Source organism: Nocardia sp. NPDC050793 (assembly GCF_040654065.1).
GTDB lineage: Bacteria > Actinomycetota > Actinomycetes > Mycobacteriales > Mycobacteriaceae > Nocardia.
In genome coordinates, this window is sequence record NZ_JBFAHG010000002.1 from 866,671 (window position 1) to 888,105 (window position 21,435).

Here is a 21,435-nt window from a genome sequence, read left to right on the forward strand (position 1 = left end):
ATGTTGGTAGAGGGAGCGGAGCGAACTGAAGACGAGGCGGAACGTACTGCCAACGCGCAGGCGCGGTCCGCCTCGTCTTTCCAGCGCCTATCCCGAGCCACGTTCGTCGGTGGGATCGCGCTCACCGCGGCGCTCTTCGCGGTCGGCGGCTGGCAGCGGCGCTGGATCGCCGACGACGGCCTGATCGTGCTGCGCACCGTGCGCAACCTGTTGGCAGGCTACGGCCCGGTGTTCAACATGGACGAGCGGGTCGAGACCAACACCAGCACGGCGTGGACCTACATCGTCTGGTTCTTCAGCTGGCTGACCCAGGCGCGCCTGGAGTATGTGGTGCTCGGCATCGCGCTGACGCTCTCGGTGGCCGCGATGGTGTTCGCCATGCTCGGCACGGCCCGGCTGTGGGGCGGTACGAAGTCGGCGCTGCTGCTGCCCGCGGGCGCGCTCGTCTACATCGCGGTGCCGCCCGCCCGCGACTACGCCACCTCCGGTCTGGAGAGCGGCCTGGTCATCTGCTGGCTCGGCGCGCTGTGGTGGCTGATGCTGCGCTGGGCGCAGGCCGAGCGGGTGCGCTTCGCCGGGCTGTTCGGCCTGGTGTTCTTCGCCGGACTCGCTCCGCTGATCCGGCCGGAGATGACGCTGGTCGGCGCGCTGGCGTTGCTGATGATCTTCTTCGCTCCGCTGCCGGAGACCCGGTTCCGCCCAATCGTCCTGCGCGTGGGCATCGTCGCCGCGGCGGGCCTGGTGCCGCTGAGCTACCAGATATGGCGGATGGGCTACTACGGCCTGCCCTACCCGAACACCGCTGTCGCCAAGGACGCGGGCGGGGCCAAGTGGAGCCAGGGCTTCACCTACCTGTGGGACCTGGTCGGCCCGTACTTCCTGTGGATTCCGCTGCTCGTGCTGTTGATCGGCGGCGTCGTCGCGGCGCGCGCGACGGATGCGCCCGCGACGAGCGACAAGTCCGCCGCGGCGGAGGGACGGTTGCGCCGGTTCAGCGCGTGGCTGCGCTCGCCCGCCGCTGTGGTTGCCCTGGTGCTGGTCAGCGGGTTCCTGCTGACCGTCTACGCGCTGCGGGTCGGCGGCGACTTCATGCACGGGCGCATGCTGCTTCCGCAGCTGTTCCTGCTGCTGCTTCCGGTCGCGGTGATTCCGCTGCGGCTGCCCGCGGGCGGGCTGCGGGCGGCGAACTGGTCGTTCGCGGTGATCCTGATCGCCTGGCTCGGCACGCTCGGCTGGGCGCTGTTCGCCTCGGGCACCACGGCCATCAAGACGGGCACCAAGATCAGCTCGTCCGGCATCGTCGACGAGCGCGTCTACTACGTGCTCAACACCGGCCACGACCACCCGATCCGGGCGTCGGACTATCTCGACTACCCGCGAATCCGGGCCATGGTGAACAACATCCAGGAGACGCCCAACGGTGGCCTGCTGCTGAACTCGCCGTCCTTCATGTTCTGGTACATCGCGCCGCCGCCGCAGCCCATCCCCGACGGCGGGGCCGGGCACACGGTCTACTTCCTGAATCTCGGCATGACCAGCATGAACGTCCCGCTCGACGTGCGCGTCATCGACCAGATGGGCCTGGCCTATCCGCTGGCCGCGCACACCGAGCGCCTGGTCGACGGCCGCATCGGCCACGACAAGAACCTGTACCCGGACTGGGTCGTGGTGGATGCGGGCATGGTCGACAGAAAGCCGTGGATGCCCTGGTACCTCGACGAGAAGTGGGTCACCCAGGCCCGCACGGCGATGTCCTGCCCGGACACGCAGGCGCTGCTGGTCTCGTCGCGCGATCCGCTGACCTTCGAGCGATTCCGGCACAACCTGCGCAACGCGCTGTCGTTCGCCAAGTACCGGATCGATCGGGTGCCGAAGTACGAGATCGAGCGCTGCGGTCTGGTCGACCCCTTCCCGCAGCCGCCGAACTGACGAGTCACGCCGACCCCTCGAGTCACACGGGGCCCACGGATCACCGTGGGCCCCGTGCTTTCTGGTGAAGTTCTCATAAACGTGGTGTGCACCGCTTTATCTCTTTTTGATAACGCCCTGGCATCGATGGCGGGTTAGGCTCATCCGGTACGCCCGCCGGGGTGTCCACTCGTCGTGGACGGAGACCGGCGGTCTCCGTCGAGTCGCGGCCCTCTCCGGTCGCCTATACAGGGAAAGGCCGAAACGAAGATGCGAGGCGTGATCGGGCGCAACGCGCGGGCTGGTCGCCTGCGTGCTCGAAGAGCCGGTGGATGGCTCAAGAAGTCGGTGTTGGTGTCGATGGCAGTCGTGCTACCGCTCGGGGCGTCGGTGGCAGGTGAGGGCGCCACCGCGTCCGCGGCGTTCAACCCGGAGGGATTCGACTTCTGGGTCGACTCCAGCATGGGACCCATCAAGTCGCGCGTCTTCCGCGCGGCCGACGGCAACACCAACCGCGTGGTGTACGCGCTGGACGGCATGCGCGCCCGCGGTGACCTGAGCGGCTGGGAGATCGACACCGAGGTCGCCCGCGAGCTCAGCAAGTGGAACATCAACGTGGTCATGCCAGTTGGCGGTCCGTCGAGCTTCTACGCGGACTGGAACGCGCCGAGCACGTTCCTCGGCATTCCGACCGGCTCGGGCCCCACCGGCTCGTCCTCGGGTTCCTCGATGACCGGTTCGTCCGGCTGGAACGAGACCCTCGGCAAGGTCAACACCTACAAGTGGGAGACCTTCCTGACCGAGAACCTGCGCTGGGCCCTGCGCGACCGGCTCGGTTTCAACCCGAACCGCAACGGCGTCTTCGGTTTGTCGATGGGCGGCAGCGCCGCGCTGACGCTGGCGGCATACCACCCGAATCAGTTCAGCTTCGCCGGTTCCTACTCCGGCTACCTGAACGTCTCCGCGCCCGGCATGCGCGAGGCGCTGCGCGCGGCGATGCTGAGCGCCGGTGGCTACAACATCGACGCGATGGCGCCGCCGTGGGGCCCGCAGTGGCTGCGTATGGACCCGTTCGTGTTCGCGCCGCAGCTCAAGGCCAACAACACCCGCCTGTGGATCGCCGCGGGCAGCGGCCTGCCCGCCGCGGGTGACGTGCACACGCCGCTGGACGTCGTCCAGGGTGTGCCGCTGGAAGCGCTGGCGCTGGTCAACACCAGGGCGTTCCAGGTGCGGATGATGACGCTCGGCGCAGGCAACGTCACCTACAGCTTCCCGCCCGTCGGCATCCACAACTGGCGGAACTGGGAGTCCGAGGTCTACCGGATGATTCCGGACCTCTCGGCCAACATCGGCTGAGTCGACGTTCGATCCGAAGCCGCCCGGCGCCACCGCGCCGGGCGGCTTTTTCGTGCGCCGAGCGGGTCATCCGCAAGCGGGCTCGACAACGAATCAGCGGTGGGAAATCGCGAATCCTTGTGGCTTGGATCACTTTCCAGCAACATAGAAGCATTCGTTCCCGATTGATACGCAGAGAGCATGGGCGGGTGAACGTTTCCATGTCGTGGTTCTCTGGAGGAGTGCCTGCCACGGGAAGGGGCGGTCTGCTTGTGTGCCTTCTACGCACATGAGCACCTGCCGCACATGCCGATGAAGTGGCCGGTGGAGTTGCTTGCTGTTTGCCCTCCTCTGGTCGTCGAGGAAAGGTCGAATCGAATGCGTACTGCCCGCTGGAAACCCCGTTCCCGTAAGCGTTCCGCCGCCTTTGCGTCCGACGGGCGGCGCCCGGCAGCGGCGCAGTCCGGATCGTGGATGCGCAAGTGGGCGCTCGGAGTCGCGGTCGCGATGTTGGCGCCACTCGGGGTTTCCGTAGCGGGCACCGGAGCGACGGCCTCGGCGGCCTTCGATCCGGCGGCCTTCGACTTCTGGGTCGATTCGGGCATGGGCCCGATCAAGTCCCGCATTGTGCGCGCGGCCGACGGCAACACCAACCGCGTGGTCTACGTCCTCGACGGCATGCGGGCTCCCGAGACCCTCAACGGCTGGGAGATCGAGACTGGCATCCCCGCACTCCTGGCCAGCTGGAACATCAACGTCGTGATGCCGGTCGGCGGCATGTCCAGCTTCTACGCGGACTGGAACGCGCCGAGTGAGTTACTCGGTATCCCCGCGGGTTCCGGCTCCAGCACCGGCTCCGGCGCGTTGAACGTGCTCGCGGGCGGCCCCGGTAAGAGCTACCGGTACCAGTGGGAGACCTTTCTGACCCAGAACCTGCGCTCGGCGCTGCGCGACCGGCTCGGTTTCAACCCGAACCGCAACGGCGTCTTCGGTTTGTCGATGGGCGGCAGCGCCGCGCTGACCCTGGCTGCGTACCACCCGGATCAGTTCAGCTTCGCCGGTTCCTACTCCGGCTACCTGAACAACTCCGCCCCTGGCATGCGCGAGGCGATCCGCGTGGCCATGCTCGACGCGGGCGGCTACAACGTGGACTCGATGGCGCCGCCGTGGGGTCCGCAGTGGCTGCGGATGGACCCGTTCGTGTTCGCTCCCAACCTGATTCGCAACGGCACCCGCCTGTGGGTGGCCGCGGCCAGCGGCCTGCCCGCCGCGACCGATTCGCCGAGCTTCAACACACTCAACGGCATGGGGCTCGAGGCGCTCGCGCTGGTCAACACCCGGGCCTTCCAGGCTCGCATGGCGACGCTTGGCGGCGGCAACGCCGTCTACTCCTTCCCCGCGTACGGCATTCACGCCTGGAACAACTGGGCCGAAGAGGCGAACCGCATGCTTCCCGACCTGTCCGCGAACATCGGCTGAGCTACCCCGGAGGGCCGCTCGGAGCCACCCGGCTCCGGGCGGTCCTTTTCTTTTTCTGGCGTTGGCTGAACGGTCGCTGGCGGGCGAACGGCTATCGGACCCGCATCGGCAGGCGTCCCCGCGGGGCCGGAACCGGCCGATGTCCGGTTTTGATCACGATCCGATATCGCAGCGCGTTTCGAGTGCTTCCGCTTCGAATACCCGCATATAGAGGAGCAGTACCGCCGGAACCTGGCTCCTTCGGTTCTCGGCGCCGAGTGTCGATCCTCGTGCACGACGATCGCGGTCAACGGTGACCGCGCGGGCGAAAGGTCTGGTCGATGCGAGTTGCACGCATGAGCGGTGCGGTTGCCGGGGGACGTTTTCCGCGGCGGTGGTTACGGCGTTCGGTCGCCGGTCTGGCACTCGCGCTCGCGGTGCCTTTCGGTGCGGCCAGCGCGGGGCTGAGCGCCCCGGCGGCAGCGAGTTTCGATCCGGCCGGCTTCGATTTCTGGGTCGACTCCAGCATGGGCCCGATCAAGAACCGGATCTTCCGCGCCGCCGACGGCAACACCCAGCGCGTCGTCTACGCGCTTGACGGGTTGCGCGCACGCAACGACCTGAGCGGCTGGGAGATCGACACCGACATCTCCCGCGTCCTCACGCAGTGGAACATCAACGTGGTGATGCCGGTCGGCGGCATGTCCAGCTTCTATTCGGACTGGATCGCACCGAGCAACACCAACGGCCAGTCGGTCACCTACGCCTGGGAAACGTTCCTCACCGAGAATCTGCGCTGGGCGCTGCGCGACCGGCTCGGTTTCAATCCGAACGGCAACGGCGTCTTCGGATTGTCCATGGGCGGCAGCGCGGCGCTCGCCTTGGCCGCTTATCACCCCGACCAATTCCGTTACGCGGGTTCGTATTCCGGATATCTGAACATTTCGGCGCCCGGCATGCGCGAGGCATTGCGGCTCGCGCTGCTCGACGCGGGCGGTTTCAACATCGACGCCATGTGGGGGCCGCCGTGGGATCCGCGCTGGCTGCGCCACGATCCGTTCATGTTCGCGCAACTGTTGCGTCAGAACGGAACTCGGCTCTGGATTTCGGCGGGAAGCGGCCAGAGCGGTCCGCGCGACGTGATCAATGCTCCGATCGACCTGTATCACCTCAGCAACGCCAGGGTGCTGGAGACGCTCGCGCTGGCCAACACGCGCGCTTTCCAGAGCAAGATGGACAGCCTCGGCGGCGCGAACGTGATCTACGACTACCCGGCGATCGGCGTGCACAACTGGCATTACTGGCAGGACCAGGCGCTCGCGATGTTGCCCGATATGAGCGCGCACATTGGATGACGTAACAACTTCGACCTACGGATGGGCCGGATCGAGGTCCAGCTCGGTGGGCTCGCGACATCCTTCGTGGGCGGAGGATATGGATCACTTCTGGAGTCCGTAACAAAATCGGCGGTCGGGGACGACATCACTACTGGAACGCGGTAGGGTCACCGCACAATCACAGATTGTGCGCGGGCGGATTTCGGCCACCCGGCCGACCGCAGTCTTGCTAAGGATTCGGACGTCGAATATCCTCCTGCGAGCGCAAGTGTGACCAGATCGTTGTAGCGCCGTCGCTCGATGCCGGAATGTCGGGAACCGGCATGGATGTGACGCGCGTCTCGTTGGCAGCACGGGTGTCGCCCAGCCGGCTCGGCATGGCGGCACCGCAACAGCAGAAAGTGAGCAGGATTCATGCGTTTCGGCAGGGCCGCCGCGCCGAAGAGTGTCAAGTCGGGTCGGCAGGGCGCACCTCGTGGTTGGCGTCATCGAATTCTGGGTGTCGGTGCGGCTGCACTGGCGCTTCCGATCGCCGCAGGACTGGCTTCCCCGACCGTCGCCACCGCGGCTCCCGCGCACGCACCCGTGCTGCGCGCGCCCGCGGGTGGCTACGAGGAGTTGATGGTCCCGTCGCAGATGGGCCCGATCAAGGTCCAGGTTCAGTGGGCATCGCGCGGCGGCAACGCGGCGCTGTACATGCTCGACGGCCTGCGCGCTCGTGACGACCGCAACGCGTGGTCGTTCGAGACCAACGCGATGGACCAGTTCAAGAACGACAACATCACCCTGGTGATGCCGGTCGGCGGTCAGTCGAGCTTCTACGCCGACTGGTACGCGCCCAGCAACACCAACGGTCAGAAGACCACCTACAAGTGGGAATCCTTCCTGACCAACGAGCTGCCGAACTTCCTCGCGGGCTACGGCGTCTCCAAGAACAACAACGCGGTCATCGGCCTGTCCATGGGCGGTAGCGCGGCGCTGGCACTGGCTGCCTACCACCGCGACCAGTTCAAGTTCGCCGGTTCCTACTCCGGCTACCTGAACATCTCCGCGCCGGGCATGCGCGAGGCGATCCGCATCGCGATGCTGGACGCGGGCCGCTACAACGTCGACTCGATGGCCGCGCCGTGGAGCCCGCAGTGGCTGCGGATGGACCCGTTCGTGTTCGCGCCGCAGCTGAAGGGCCTGCCGATGTACATCTCGGCGGCGTCGGGTCTGCCCGGTCAGTTCGACCGGCCGAACTCGCCGGTCGGCCTGTTCAACACCGGTAACGCGATGGCGCTCGAGGCCCTGTCGCTGGTCAACACCCGTGCGTTCCAGGTTCGCTTGGGCTCGCTCGGCATCCCGGCCTTCTTCGACTTCCCGGCCGCGGGCACCCACTCCTGGAAGTACTGGGAGGGCCAGCTGTGGAACTCCCGCAAGGGAATCCTGGACGCCACCGGCGCCTGGTGATCTCCGCGCACTGAAAACGACACGGCGCCGCCGCTTCCTCGCAGAAGCGGCGGCGCCGTCGTTTTTTCGCCGGGCCGCCGACACGCCGTGGGGTAGCTGGAAAATTCAGACACCCCGGTTTGCTGCGGGCGCGTCTACCGAGAACGGGAGGTGGGCGGGGGTACAAAGCTCTGATGGCTGAAGTTGCGTGTGGTAAACGGGGAAAGGTACGTCGCCGCGGCGGACGCGCGACGCGCGGTCGGTTCGCCCTGCTCGCCACCGCCTTGGTGCTACCCCTCGCCGCCGGAATCACCCCGCTGACCACGCCCGTCGCGGCTCAGCCGGCGACCGTGCCCGTCCCGGCCTCGGTGCAGAACGTGATCTGGCTCGGTGACCTCCGGGTGTCGCTGTGGGTTAACTCACCGTCCATGGGCGCGCCGGTGCAGGTGCAGCTGCTGCTGGCAAGGGAATGGAACGCCCGGCCGGAGGCCAGGTTCCCCGTGCTTTTCATGCTCGACGGACTGCGCGCCACCGAGGACGAGAGCGGATGGACCAAGGACGCGGGCGCCGTCGACTTCTACGCTGACAAGAACGTCACGGTGGTGCTGCCGATCGGCGGCCAGTCCAGCTTCTACTCCGACTGGCTGCAGCCGGACAACGGCAGGAACTACAAGTGGGAGACGTTCCTGACCAAAGAGCTCCCTCCGCTGTTGGAGAGCCAGTGGCGAGCCACGGATGTGCGTGGCATGCAGGGTCTTTCGATGGGCGGCACGGCGTCGATGTTCCTCGCCGGGCGCAATACGGGCTTCACCAAATATGCCGCTTCGTACTCGGGCTTCCTCACCACGACCACCCTCGGCATGCCCCAGGCCATCGAGTACGCCATGCGCGAGGCGGGCGGTTTCGACTCGGCCGCGATGTGGGGCCCGCCGACCAGCCAGGAGTGGGAGAACCACGACCCGTACGCGCTGGCCGACCGGTTGAAGGGCATCAGTCTCTACGTCTCCAGCGGCAGCGGCGCGACCGGGCCGTTCGATCCGGCCGCGGGCATTCCCGGTATCAGCACCAACTACGCGGGCATGGGCCTGGAGATCCTGTCCCGGCTCACCTCGGAGAACTTCGTCGCCAAGCTGACCGAGTTGTCCATTCCGGTGCAGGTCAACTACCGCGCCTCGGGCACTCACTCGTGGCCGTACTGGGATTTCGAGATGCGGCAGTCCTGGCCGCAGGCGGCGTCCGCGCTCGGCGTCGAGTCCGGCAAGCCCGCGTGCGCGCCCGCGGAGTCGATCGGCGCAGCGGTGGCCGCCAACGGCTGGCTCGGCGAGTGCCTCACCGGGGAGTACCAGGTGGCGGGCGGCGTCGCGCAGGATTTCCGCGGCGGTCGGGTGTTCTTCTCGCCGGAGACCGGGGGCCACGCGGTGGCGGGCATGATCGGCGGCGGCTATCAGGCCGCGCACGGACCCGCGGGCCCGCTCGGCCTGCCTACCGGCGGCGAACGCGCGCTGCCCGACGGCCGCGGACGGTTCCAGCCGTTCCAGCACGGCTCGCTGTATTGGACGCCACAGACCGGCGCCCAAGTGGTGCGCGGCGCGATCCTCGACGAATGGGGCAGGCAGGGCTTCGAGCGCGGGCCCGCGGGCTACCCGACCGCGCCCGAGGTCAAGACGCCGAACAAGGACGGCGCGGTGCAGGCCTTCGAAGGCGGCCCGTTCTACTACAACGCCAAGACCGGCGTGCACCGAGTGCAGGGCCTGATCCTCGTGAAGTACGCCGAGCTGGGTTACGAGAACAGCTGGCTGGGTTTCCCTGCGGACGAAGAACTTCCGCTGAAGGACTTCGGTCGCTACAGCCGATTCGAGGGCGGCAACGTCTACTGGAGTCCGCTGTCCGGCGCGTGGGCGGTCCGCAACGGACCGATGCTGGACGCCTGGCAGAGCGTCGGCTTCGAGAACGGCAAACTCGGCTATCCGATCAGCGACGAATTCGCGATTCCCGGCGGCGTGCGGCAGAACTTCCAAGCCGGGTTCATCACGGTGCGTGACGGCAAATCGGAGGTTCACGGCCTTTGATTCCGACCGGTCTGTCGGCTGACTGACGGCACTCGGCTCGTCGTTGCCATTACCCTGGGGGCGACCGATCCCCCTTGCCGACAGATCGAGGACAGAAATTCATGCATCGGACCCGTGGAAAGGTACTGGGCGTTGCCGCGGCGATCGCGGCGACCGGCCTGCTCGCCGCTTGCGGTGACAACGATTCGACCGCGACGAGCACGCCGACGCTGGCGCCGACCACGACGGTGACGTCACAGCCCGCTGCCGCGCCGACCAGTCCCGCCGAAAGCGGCCACGAGGGCCACCAGAGCACCCCGGCCCCCGCCCCCGAGCAGGCACCGCCCGCCGAAACCGTCCCGCCCGAGCGCCCGCAGCCGGTGCCGACCAACGAGGTGCCGCCCGCGGACACCTCCAACCTCAGCGAGAAGGACCGCAAATTCCTCGACGCGCTGAAGGCGCAGGGCGTGACCCCGTCCAGCCCGGACATCGCGCTGAGCATCGGCAGCTACGTCTGCCAGGGCGTCGCCGCGGGCGCGTCCGAGGCTGATCTGACCACGTTCGTCAATGCCATGGCCGGTTCCGATCCGTCCTTCGACCCGGCCAAGATGCCGGTGGAGCAGGCCGGGCAGATCTACATCCAGACGGCCAAGCAGAACTACTGCCAGTGAGTGCGCGTCGCGGTTCGAGACCCCGCCGGATAGGCCCGGCGGGGTGCCTGGTGTTTCTCGCGGTCATCGCGTTGATAGTCGTCGTGGTGATCCTGTTGTGGTTCCTGCTGGCCGGACGGCTGCGGGTGCCGAAGCCGGGACCCGAGCCGACGCCGCCGCCCACCTCGCAGCCTGCCACCTGTCCGGACGTGCAGATGATCTCGGTGCCGGGCACGTGGGAGTCCAGCAGCACGGACGACCCGCACAACCCGGCGGCCAATCCGCTGTCGCTGATGCTCAACATCTCCGGGCCGGTGCGGCAGCAGTTCCCCGCCGAGCGGGTCGATGTCTACACCGTGCCGTACGTGGCGCAGTTCTCGAACCCGGTCGCCATCCCGCCGGACGGCCAGCAGTCCTACAACAACAGCCGTTCCGAGGGCACCCAGCGGATGGTCGACATGATGACCGAGCGAGCCCGTGAATGCCCATTGACCACCTATGTCATCGCCGGGTTCTCGCAGGGCGCGGTGATCGCGGGCGACATCGCCGCGCAGATCGGGGCTGGCAAGGGGCCGGTTCCCGCCGACCGCGTGCTCGGCGTGGCGCTGCTCGCCGACGGCCGCCGCGCGGGCGGGCCAGAAGCGGGCGGAGCCATCCCGGTCGGCACGCCGCCGCCCGGCGTCGGCGCGGAGGTCGCGTTGGCGGGCCTGAAGGTGCCCGGCATCACGATGACCGGTCCGCGGGACGGTTTCGGCGCGCTCGCCGACCGCACCTACACCATCTGCGCCCCGGGCGATCTGATCTGTGATTCGCCGCAGCAAGCGCTGAATCCGGTGAACTGGATTCCGAGTGTGGTCACGCTGGTGCGCGCCGTCGGGAACCCGGTGCACGCTCTCTACAATGGTTTCGTGGTGGACGGAAACGGCACCACGGCGACGCAGTGGACTTCGAGTTGGGCCAGCGGTCTGATCGAGGGAGCCCCTCGGCCGCCGCATTCGTGAGATGGCACAAACCACGCCGACGTAGGCGTGTGTTAAGCCATCCGGTGCCGCCGCAAACGCACGTGAGTTCGTCGGCACGTTGTAAAGTGCGCTGATGATCGCGACTACCCCCGAGTATCGGGGGCAGGATTCGCGCCGCATTTCCTTACAGCCAGGAGCATGAGTTCATGACACAAGCCGCCGCCCCGGCCGGTGAGCTGACCGCATTGGGCACCCCGTTGCGTCCTTTTCGCTTCGCGGCTGCGGGCGAGGGGAACAAGCAGGAGGGCGGAGCCCGCAAGTTCGTTCAGACGGCGCAACAGGCCGAGGAGTACGGCTTCGACACCTTCGTCGTGCCGGATCACCTCGGTGACCAGATCGGTCCGATCGCCGCCCTCGGCGCACTGACTCAGGCCACCGAGAAGATCCGCCTCGGAACCTCGGTGCTGGCCAATGGTTTCCGGCACCCCGTGGTGCTCGCCAAGGACCTGGCCACCATCGACGTGCTGTCGAAGGGCCGTCTCGAGGTGGGTCTCGGCGCGGGCTGGAAGCAGGACGAGTACCAGGCCGCCGGCTTGGTCTACGACTCCCCTGGCGTGCGTCTCGCGAAGCTGGACGAGGCGCTGACCATTCTGGACGTGCTGCTGCGCGGTCAGGAGTGCACCTTCGAAGGCAAGTACTACCAGGTGAACGGCATCAAGGGCACGCCGCGTCCGCGGCAGGGCCCGCGCCCGCCGATCTGCACCGGTGGCGGCGGACCGAAGATGCTGCGCCTGGCCGCCAAGCACGCCGACATCATCTCGGTCGTTCCGGTCACCACCAAGAACGGCAAGGGTCTGCTCTCCGGCATCACCATGGAGAAGACCATCGAGAAGGTCAACCTGATCAAGGAGGCCGCGGGCGAGCGGTTCGACCAGATCGAACTGAACTGGGCCATCACCGCGATCGTCATCACCGACGATCGGGAGAAGACCGCCGAAATGGCGCTCTCGGCCATCGACCGCGGCCTGCACCCCGACCTGGAGGTGGACACCAAGCTCTCGGTCGAGGACATCCTGAATTCGCCCTACGTGGCGATCGGAACGTTCGAGGAGATCGCCGAACAGATCCGTCGTGTGCGACAACTCACTTCGATGTCGTACGTCGGGGTGTTCCCCACCCAGATGGACGCGTTCGCGCCGGTTATACCCCTGCTGCGGGATGAGTGACCGGGCCTTCTCTGTAACATCACTTTGGTTTGAGAACATTTAGCCGATAGCGGTCACCGCGCAGACCGCGTGAAAATCTGCAGGTTCGGCTCTAGAAGAAGAGCACCCGCGGGCGAAAGCGAGTCGGGGCCTCACAGGTAGGTGACGGGCGGTGGAGCCGCCGTCTTGCTGCGTGTGCCTCGGAGGAGAAGAAGGAATGGACGAGACTTTCGACGACTACCTGGACGAAACCGGGAACATCCGTATTCCCGAGGATCACACCCTGGTTGATCACGTCGAGAAGCACACCCGCAACGACGCGAACACTCTCGCGTACCGCTACATCGACTACTCGCGGGAACGCGATGGTGAGGTACACGAGCTGACGTGGCAGCAATTCGGTGTCCGGCTGCGCGCGGTGGCCGCCCGACTGCAGCAGGTGACCAAGCCGGGCGACCGGGTTGCGATCCTGGCTCCGCAGGGCCTCGACTACGTGGTTTCCTTCTTCGCCGCCATCTACGCGGGCACCATCTCGGTGCCGCTGTTCGATCCGGACGAGCCCGGCCACACCGACCGCCTGCACGCGGTGCTCGGCGACTGTGAGCCCTCCGCCATCCTGACCGCGAGCTCCTCCGCGGCCGGGGTGCGCCAGTTCTTCCGCGCGCTACCCGCCGCGCAGCGCCCGCGCATCATCGCCGTCGACGCGATCCCCGACAGCGTCGGCGAGACCTGGGCGCGCCCGGACATCAAGATCGACGACATCGCCTACCTGCAGTACACCTCGGGCTCGACCCGGGTGCCTGCCGGTGTGGAGATCACCCACCGCGCCGTCGGCACCAACCTGCTGCAGATGGTCCACTCCATCAATCTGGACTGGAACTCGCGCGGCGTCACGTGGCTGCCGCTGTTCCACGACATGGGCCTGCTGACGGTGATTCTGCCCGCGGTGGGCGGCAAGTACATCACGATCATGTCGCCGAGCGCGTTCGTGCGCCGCCCGTACCGCTGGATCAAGGAACTGGCCGCGGTCTCCGATGGCGCCGGAACCTTCGCCGCCGCACCGAACTTCGCCTTCGAGCACGCCGCGGCGCGCGGTCTGCCGAAGCCGGGCGAGTCGCTGGATCTGTCCAACGTCATCGGGTTGATCAACGGCAGCGAGCCGGTCACCACCTTCTCGATGAAGAAGTTCAACGAGGCCTTCGCGCCGTTCGGCCTGCCCAAGACCGCCATCAAGCCCTGCTACGGCATGGCGGAGGCGACCCTGTTCGTCTCGGCGACCAAGGCCGAGGACGAGGCCAAGGTCGTCTACGTCGACCGCAACGAGCTCAACGCGGGCCGGATGGTAAAGGTCGAGCAGAACACCGAGAACGCCATCGCGCAGGTGTCCTGCGGTTACGTGGCGAAATCGCAGTGGGCCGTGATCGTGGACCCGAACACCGTCGAGAACGACGGCGGCGGCCACGAGCTGCCCGACGGCCGGGTCGGCGAGATCTGGCTGCACGGCAACAACATGGGCATCGGCTACTGGGGCAGGCCAGAGGAAACCGCGAAGACTTTCCAGAACAAGATCACCGAGCCGCTCGCCGACGGCAGCCACACCGAGGGCACCGAGTCCGACGCGCACTGGATGCGCACCGGCGACTACGGCGTCTACTTCGAGGGCGAGCTCTACATCACCGGCCGCGTGAAGGACCTGGTGATCGTCGACGGACGCAACCACTACCCGCAGGACCTCGAGTTCTCGGCGCAGGAAGCGAGCAAGGCGCTACGTCCGGGCTTCGTCGCCGCGTTCTCGGTGCCAGCCAACCAGCTGCCCGCCGAGGTCTTCGAGCAGGGCAGCCACTCGGGCCTGAAGTCCTTCGACGCCGACGACGCCTCCGAGCACCTCGTCATCGTCGGCGAGCGCGGGCCCGGCGCCGGCAAGGCCGATCCGCTGCCGATCGCCGACGCGGTGCGCGCGGCCGTCTCGCAGCGCCACGGTGTCACCGTGCGCGACGTGCTGCTGGTGCCCGCGGGCTCGATCCCGCGCACCTCCAGCGGCAAGATCGCCCGGCGGGCCTGCAAGACTGCTTATCTGGAGGGAACCCTGCGGGGCGGTTACACCCAGCAGGCTTTCCCCGATGCACCGGAAGAGTAATTGCCCAGGGTGAGTTAGGGGCCGATCATCGACGCTCGGCGCGGATCTCATCCACGCCGAGCGTCAATTCACGGCGCGCCCGGTTACGCAGACAGGTAGCTTGAGGAATTGATGGCTGACAACGAGGGCACGCCCACCCAGACGACCGAAACCGCGTCCGCCGCCACGGAAGGCACGGCCGCGCCCGCCACTGCCGACATGTCGGTGACCGAACTGCGAGAGTGGTTGCGCCGCTGGGTCGCCGACGCGACCGGGCAGCCGATCGAGCAGATCACGGTGGATCGGCCGATGGAGGAATTCGGGCTCGCCTCGCGCGACGCGCTCGCTCTCGGCGGCGACATCGAGGAACTCACCGGCGTGGTGCTGACCGCGACCGTCGTCTACAAGCACCCGACCATCGCGTCGCTGGCCGAGGTCATCGTGCACGGTGAACCCGAGGCGCCCGAGGAGTCGGCCGACGACGCCTTCTACGCCGCCGGTTACACCCCGGGCGAGGCGCACGACATCGCGATCGTCGGCCTTTCCACCCGGCTGCCCGGCGCGGGCGATACCCCGGAGTCGACCTGGGAGTTCCTGATCAACCGCGGCGACGCGATCCGGGAAGCGCCCGAGGGCCGGTGGTCGGAGTTCCTGAGCGAGCCCGAAGTCGCCAAGGCTGTCGCCGAGGGCAATACGCTCGGCGGCTACCTGGACCAAGAGGTCGTCAAGGGCTTCGATGCCGAGTTCTTCGCGATGTCGCCGATCGAAGTCGAGCGCGTCGATCCGCAGCAGCGACTCATGATGGAGCTGACCTGGGAAGCGCTCGAGCACGCCAGGATTCCGGCGAGCGAGCTGCGCGGTGAGTCGGTCGGCGTCTTCATCGGTTCGTCCGCCAACGACTTCCAGTTGATCGCGGCGCTCGGCCTCAGTAGTGAGCCCGACCCCAGCTTGCCCGCGACGGCCCAGGGATACGCCATCATGGGCAGCGTCTCCAGCATCATCCCCAACCGGGTGTCCTACTTCTTCGACTTCCGCGGTCCGTCGGTCTCCGTCGATACGGCCTGCTCGTCGACGATCGTCGCCGTGCATCAGGCGGTGCGTGCGCTGCGCGACGGCGATGCCGATCTGGCGCTGGCGGGCGGCATCAACATGATCCTGACGCCGATGGCCACACTCGGCTTCGACATGGGCGGCGGCGTCGCGAAGGATGGCCACATCAAGGCCTTCTCCTCCGACGCCGACGGTATGGTCCGCTCCGAGGGCGGCGGCCTGGTCGTGCTGAAGCGCCTGGCCGACGCAGAGCGGGACGGCGACCGGATTCTCGCGGTCATCAAGGGCTCCGCGGTCAACAACGACGGCCGTTCCAACGGTCTGCTGGCGCCCAACCCGGACGCGCAGGCCGACGTGCTGCGTGCGGCCTACCGCGACGCGGGCATCAAGCCCTCCACCGTCGACTACATCGAGGCGCACGGCACCGGCACCCCGATCGGCGACCCCATCGAGGCCGACGCACTCGGCCGGGTGGTCGGTCGCGGTCGCGACGCCGACAAGCCCGCGTTGCTCGGCTCGGTGAAGACCAACTTCGGGCACCTGGAGTCCGGCGCGGGTGCGGCCAGCCTGGCCAAGGCGGTGATGGCGTTCCAGCACAACGTGATTCCGCCGAACATCAACTACGCGGGCCCGAGCCCGTTCATCCCGTTCGAGCAGGCGCGGCTGAAGGTCGTCGATGAGCCGACCGAGTTCCCGCGCTACAGCGGCGTCGCCACCGTCGGCATCTCCGGTTTCGGCTTCGGCGGCACCAACGCCCACGTCGTGCTTCAGGAGTACGTGCCCGCCGCGGCCGCTCCCGTCGAGACCCGCGCCGAGGAGAGCCTCGACGAGGAGACGACCGACGTTGTCGCCGAGGCCACCGAGATCGTCGCCGCGGCCGAGGTGGAAGCCGCCGAGGTGGAAGCCGAGGAAGCGGAAGCCGAAGCGCCCGCCGAATGGTCGGCCGAGCGCGAAGAGCCGCTGCCGGTGATCCTCGCGGTGTCCGGCTACCTGCCCTCCCGTCGTAAGCGCGCCGCCGCGGTGCTGGCCGACTGGCTGGAATCCGGCGCGGGTCGCGACGTCCCGCTGCCCGATGTCGCTCGTTCGCTGGCCAAGCGCAGCCACTGGCGTTCGCGCGGCGTCGTGCTCGCCAAGACGCACGAGGAGGCCGTCGCCGGTCTGCGCGCGATCGCCGCGGGCAAGCCGGGCACGGCCGTCTTCACCGCCGACGCACCTGCCGCGCAGGGCCCGGTCTGGGTGCTCGCCGGGTTCGGCGCGCAGCACCGCAAGATGGGCAAGCAGCTCTACCTGGAGAACGCGATCTTCCGCGCCGCCGTCGACCAGGTCGACGAGCTGGTGGAGGACGAGGCCGGTTACTCGATTCGCGAGCTGATCCTGGACGACACCCAGGACTACAGCGTCGGCACCTCGCAGGTCGGCATCTTCGCCATCCAGATCGGTCTGGCCGCGCTGCTGCGCGCGCACGGCGCCGAGCCCACCGCCGTCGTCGGTCACTCGATGGGCGAGGTGGCGGGCGCTTACATCGCGGGCGGCCTCGCGCTCGAGGACGCGGTGCGGGTGATCTGTGCCCGGTCCCGTCTGATGGGCGAGGGCGAGGCGATGATCACCGACGCCGACGTGCGCAATATGGCGCTGGTCGAGCTGAGCGCCGCGGACATCGAGGCCATGCTGCCGGAGTACCCGGATGTGGAGGTCGCGGTGTACGCCGCGCCGACCAACACGGTGATCGGCGGTCCGGTGGATCAGGTTTCGGCGATCGTCGCCAAGGTCGAGGAGGCGGGCAAGTTCGCCCGCGTGCTCCAGACCCGCGGCGCGGGCCACACCTCGCAGATGGATCCGCTGCTCGGCGAGCTGGCCGCGGAACTGGCGGGCATCGAGCCGACCCGCATGAAGGCGGGCCTGTACTCGACCGTGAACAAGGAGCAGTTCTACCGGCCCGGTCACGACCCGATCCACGACGAGGACTACTGGGTCAGGAACATGCGCCACAGCGTGTACTTCACCAACGCGGTGAAACTCGCGGTGGACTCCGGACACACCACCTTCCTGGAACTCGCGCCGAATTCCGTTGCCCTGATGCAGGTCCTGGGCACCACGTTCGCGGCAGGCCTGCACGACGCGCAGCTCATCCCGACGCTCAAGCGCAAGGAAGACGAGTCGGCGGGCGTGATCTCCGCGCTGGCCCAGCTCTACGTGCACGGCCACGCCGTCGACCTGTCCTCGCTGCTGCCCGCGGGCGAGTACGCCGATGTGCCGCGAACCGTGTTCGTGCGCAAGGAGTTCTGGCCGCAGAGCCGGATGTCCAGCGGAAGCGGCAACACCAGGGTTCCCGGCGCGCACGTCGCGCTGCCGGACGGCCGCCACGTCTGGGAGGTGCAGGCGGGCGTCGTCACCGATCTGGCCGCGCTGGTGAATTCCGCTGCGGCGCAGGTGCTCAGCGATGTCGCGGTGGGCGCTTCGATCACCCACAGCGCGCTCCCCGCCGCGGGAACGCTGACCACCACGCTGACCCCGCACCTCGGCGGCGCGTCGGCGCAGGTGCACGCCAAGGAGGGCAACGCATTCCGCCTGCTCTTCGAGGCCGTCGTCACTTCCGGCGCCACACTGCCCGAAACCGCTGTCGCGCAGCCGGTCACCGAGACCGCGGTCGCGACCGTCACGGAGCCCGAGGTCGTGGAGACCTTCGGCGACCGCTGGGATCCCAACGGCAGCCAGACCATCGAGGATCGGCTCGCGATCATCGTCGCCGAGTCTATGGGCTACGCCGTCGAGGACCTGCCGATGGAGATCCCGCTCATGGAGCTGGGTCTGGACTCGCTGATGGCGATGCGTATCAAGAACCGCGTCGAGTACGAGTTCGACATCCCGCAGCTGCAGATCCAGGCCGTGCGCGACGCCAACCTCAACGAGGTCGGCAAGGTGCTGCGCTACGCCATCGAGCACCGCGAAGAGGTGCAGGCCATCGCGGACAAGCAGGCCGCGGGTGAGGAGATCACCGTCGACGGTGATGCTCTCGCGGCGGCGCGTTCGGCGCTGGAGTCGGGCGATGACCCGGCCGCGGCGGTCAAGGCCGCGGGCGCGCCGGTGCCCGGGCTGGATGCCGAGAACACCACGGTCGAGGCCGAGGCGGAGAAGATCGTCGCCGAAGCCGAATCGGCCGCCGCGACTCAGCAGGCGATCCCGGCCGTCGCGCCCGCCGAGGCGGCCGCGATGTTCGGCGGTCAGGAGCAGAGCTCCGCCACCGAGGACGATGTGCCGCCGCGCGACGCCGCCGAGCGGTTGACCTTCGCCAGCTGGGCGGTCGTCACCGGCAAGTCCGCGGGCGGCATCTTCAACACCCTGCCGATCCTGGAGGAGGAGGTCGCCGAGAAGCTGGCGGCTCGCCTCACCGAGCGCGTCGGCGCCGAGATCACCCTCGATGACGTGCTCGACTGCGAGACGATCGAACAGCTGGCCGACGTGGTGCGCCAGCTCCAGGACAGTGGCGCCGACGTGGACGGTTTCGTCCGGCCGCTGCGTGCGCCCGCCGAGGGTTCGAACGCGGTGCCGGTCTTCGTGTTCCACCCCGCCGGTGGCAACACCCTCGTGTACGAGCCGCTGCTGAAGCGGCTGCCCGCCGACACTCCGATGTACGGCTTCGAGCGAGTCGAAGGCTCGATCGAGGAGCGTGCGCGCCAGTACCTGCCCGAGCTGCGCAAGATCCAGGGCAACGGACCGTACGTGCTGTACGGCTGGTCGCTGGGCGCGGTCTTGGCGCTGCAGGTCGCGCAGCTGCTGCGGGCCGAGGGCGCGGACGTGCGGTTGGTCGGCCTGATCGACCTGGCGATCCCGGTCGAGGACGAGGACAACAGCCCCGCCGAGCGGGTGCGCCGGATCGAGCGTTTCCAGGTCTTCGCCAGGAAGACCTACAACGTCCCCGGCGAACTGGATCGCGGGCAAATCGAAGAGCTGGCCGCCGCCAGTGACGAAGAGCAGTACAAGATGATCACCGACCTCATCAAGATGAGCGGTGCGAAGATTCCGGGCGGCGTGCTCGAACATCAGCGCACCTCGTGGATCGAACAGCGAGCGCTGCAGCAGATCACGCCGAGCCGCTATGACGGCGACGTCGTGCTGTACCTCGCCGATCGCTACCACGACGGCGCGATCGAGCTGGAGCCCCGCTACGCGGACCGGCGCCCGAACGGCGGCTGGGACGAGTACATCGAGAACCTCGAGATCGTGCACATTCCCGGTGATCACTTGCAGATCGTCGACGAGCCGCGGATCGGCAGGATCGGTGCCGACCTGACCGCGAAGCTCGGGGAAATCGAGGCGAAAGGCGCACAGTGAGCACTACTGCCGAAAAACTCGCCGAACTGCGTAAACGTCTCGAGCTAGCGCAGGAACCGGCGGGGGAAGCGGGAGTCGCGAAGCGGGCAAAGAAGGGCATTCCCAGTGCCCGCGACCGGATCAACATGCTGATCGATCCGGGAACCTTCGTGGAGATCGGCGCGCTGGTGCGCAAACCGGGCGATCCCGCCGCGCTGTACGGCGACGGCGTCGTCACCGGGCACGGCCTGGTGGAGGGTAGACCCGTGGCGGTGTTCTCCCACGACCAGACCGTGTACGGCGGGTCGGTCGGCGAGATGTTCGGCCGCAAGGTCGCCTACATCATGGAGTACGCCGCCAAGGTCGGCTGCCCGGTCGTCGGCATCAACGACTCCGGCGGCGCGCGCGTGCAGGAGGCCGTCACCTCGCTGGCCTGGTACGCGGAACTCGGTAGACGCCAGGAGCCGCTGTCGGGCCTGGTGCCGCAGGTTTCGATGATTCTCGGCAAGTGCGCGGGTGGTGCGGTGTACGCCCCGATCAACACCGACGTGGTGGTGGCCACCGAAGAGGCGTACATGTTCGTCACCGGGCCGAAGGTGATTCGCGAGGTCACCGGCGAGGACGTCAGCCTCGAGGAACTGGGCGGCGCGCAGAGCCAGGCCGAGTACGGCAACATCCATCACGTCGCCAAGGACGAGGCGGCCGCGTTCCAGTGGGTGCGCGAGTACCTCGGCTTCCTGCCGACCAGCTGCCAGGAGCTGGCCCCGATCGTGAACCCCGGCCTGGAGCCGGAGCTCACCGACACCGATCGCGAGCTGGACTCGATCGTGCCCAACTCGGACAACGCGGGCTACGACATGCACGAGATCCTGCTGCGCATCTTCGATGACGGCGATTTCCACGAGATCGGCGCGAGCGCGGGGCGCAACATCATCACCGGCTTCGCCCGCGTCGACGGCCGCAGCGTCGGCGTCGTCGCCAATCAGCCGATGGTGTACGCCGGTGCGCTGGACGCCCGCGCCTCGGACAAGGCGGCGCACTTCGTCCGGCTCTGCGACGCCTTCGAGGTCCCGCTGGTCTTCGTGGTCGACACGCCCGGCTTCCTGCCCGGCGTGGAGCAGGAGAAGATCGGCGTCATCAAGCGCGGCGGGCGCTTCCTGTTCTCCTTCGTGGAGGCGAGCGTGCCGAAGGTCACGGTGGTGATCCGCAAGTCCTATGGCGGTGGCTACGCGGTGATGGGCTCCAAGCAACTCGGCGCCGACGTGAACCTGGCCTGGCCGACGGCGCGCATCGCGGTGATGGGCGCGGAGAGTGCGGTGAGCCTGATCGGCGCCAAGCGGATCGAGGCGGCGCCGGAGGACCAGCGCGCCGTGATGCGCCAGCAGATGATCGACTTCTACAACGCGACCGTGGCGACGCCGTGGGTGGCCGCCGAGCGCGGGTACATCGACGCCGTCATCGAGCCGTCCAGCACCCGACTCGAGCTACGCAGGGCGCTGCAGCTGCTGCGGGACAAGAAGCTCGAGCGCAACCCGCGCAAGCACCACTTGCTGCCGCTGTAAAGCCTGGTGAACCGGAATCGGGCCGTACTCCTGTGGGAGACGGCCCGATTCGCGTTTCGTCC

At 67.8% G+C, this 21,435-nt stretch carries 12 protein-coding genes; all 12 read left to right on the plus strand.

Features of this window, described 5'->3' with window-relative positions; all coding sequences use genetic code 11:
• Entirely contained in the window at positions 1-1,929 is a 1,929-nt protein-coding gene (zomB, locus tag AB0H50_RS09435) for a flagellar motor control protein ZomB (RefSeq protein ID WP_357448920.1), read from the plus strand.
• Between the two features lie 339 nt (positions 1,930-2,268).
• A complete protein-coding gene (locus tag AB0H50_RS09440) occupies positions 2,269-3,264 on the plus strand; it encodes an alpha/beta hydrolase family protein (protein ID WP_357448922.1) in 996 nt (331 codons plus the stop codon).
• A 453-nt stretch (positions 3,265-3,717) separates the two neighbouring features.
• Positions 3,718-4,722 (plus strand): alpha/beta hydrolase family protein, encoded by a 1,005-nt coding sequence (locus AB0H50_RS09445; RefSeq protein WP_357448924.1) that lies wholly within the window; start codon positions 3,718-3,720, stop codon positions 4,720-4,722.
• Between the two features lie 320 nt (positions 4,723-5,042).
• On the plus strand, positions 5,043-6,056 hold the full coding sequence (locus AB0H50_RS09450; RefSeq protein WP_357448926.1) for an alpha/beta hydrolase family protein: 1,014 nt from the start codon (positions 5,043-5,045) through the stop codon (positions 6,054-6,056).
• Positions 6,057-6,452: 396 nt separating this feature from the next.
• Complete coding sequence (locus AB0H50_RS09455) at positions 6,453-7,490, plus strand: alpha/beta hydrolase family protein (protein WP_357448928.1); 1,038 nt, start codon at positions 6,453-6,455, stop codon at positions 7,488-7,490.
• Between the two features lie 173 nt (positions 7,491-7,663).
• Positions 7,664-9,538 carry an alpha/beta hydrolase-fold protein gene (locus tag AB0H50_RS09460; protein WP_357448930.1) on the plus strand — a complete coding sequence of 625 codons (1,875 nt, stop codon included), beginning with the start codon at positions 7,664-7,666 and terminating at the stop codon, positions 9,536-9,538.
• Between the two features lie 101 nt (positions 9,539-9,639).
• Complete coding sequence (locus tag AB0H50_RS09465) at positions 9,640-10,188, plus strand: DUF732 domain-containing protein (protein WP_357448932.1); 549 nt, start codon at positions 9,640-9,642, stop codon at positions 10,186-10,188.
• A gap of 47 nt (positions 10,189-10,235) precedes the next feature.
• Positions 10,236-11,168: a cutinase family protein gene (locus AB0H50_RS09470; RefSeq protein ID WP_357449401.1), complete on the plus strand. Its 933-nt coding sequence runs from the start codon at positions 10,236-10,238 to the stop codon at positions 11,166-11,168.
• Positions 11,169-11,335: 167 nt separating this feature from the next.
• Positions 11,336-12,355: an LLM class F420-dependent oxidoreductase gene (locus AB0H50_RS09475; RefSeq protein WP_357448933.1), complete on the plus strand. Its 1,020-nt coding sequence runs from the start codon at positions 11,336-11,338 to the stop codon at positions 12,353-12,355.
• Between the two features lie 196 nt (positions 12,356-12,551).
• Positions 12,552-14,471: a long-chain-fatty-acid--AMP ligase FadD32 gene (gene fadD32 / locus AB0H50_RS09480; protein ID WP_357448935.1), complete on the plus strand. Its 1,920-nt coding sequence runs from the start codon at positions 12,552-12,554 to the stop codon at positions 14,469-14,471.
• 198 nt (positions 14,472-14,669) lie between these two features.
• Positions 14,670-19,832 carry a polyketide synthase Pks13 gene (gene pks13, locus AB0H50_RS09485; RefSeq protein WP_357449402.1) on the plus strand — a complete coding sequence of 1,721 codons (5,163 nt, stop codon included), beginning with the start codon at positions 14,670-14,672 and terminating at the stop codon, positions 19,830-19,832.
• Positions 19,829-21,373: an acyl-CoA carboxylase subunit beta gene (locus tag AB0H50_RS09490; protein ID WP_357448937.1), complete on the plus strand. Its 1,545-nt coding sequence runs from the start codon at positions 19,829-19,831 to the stop codon at positions 21,371-21,373. Before pks13 ends, AB0H50_RS09490 begins: the two co-directional genes overlap by 4 nt.
• Positions 21,374-21,435: the final 62 nt, after the last annotated feature.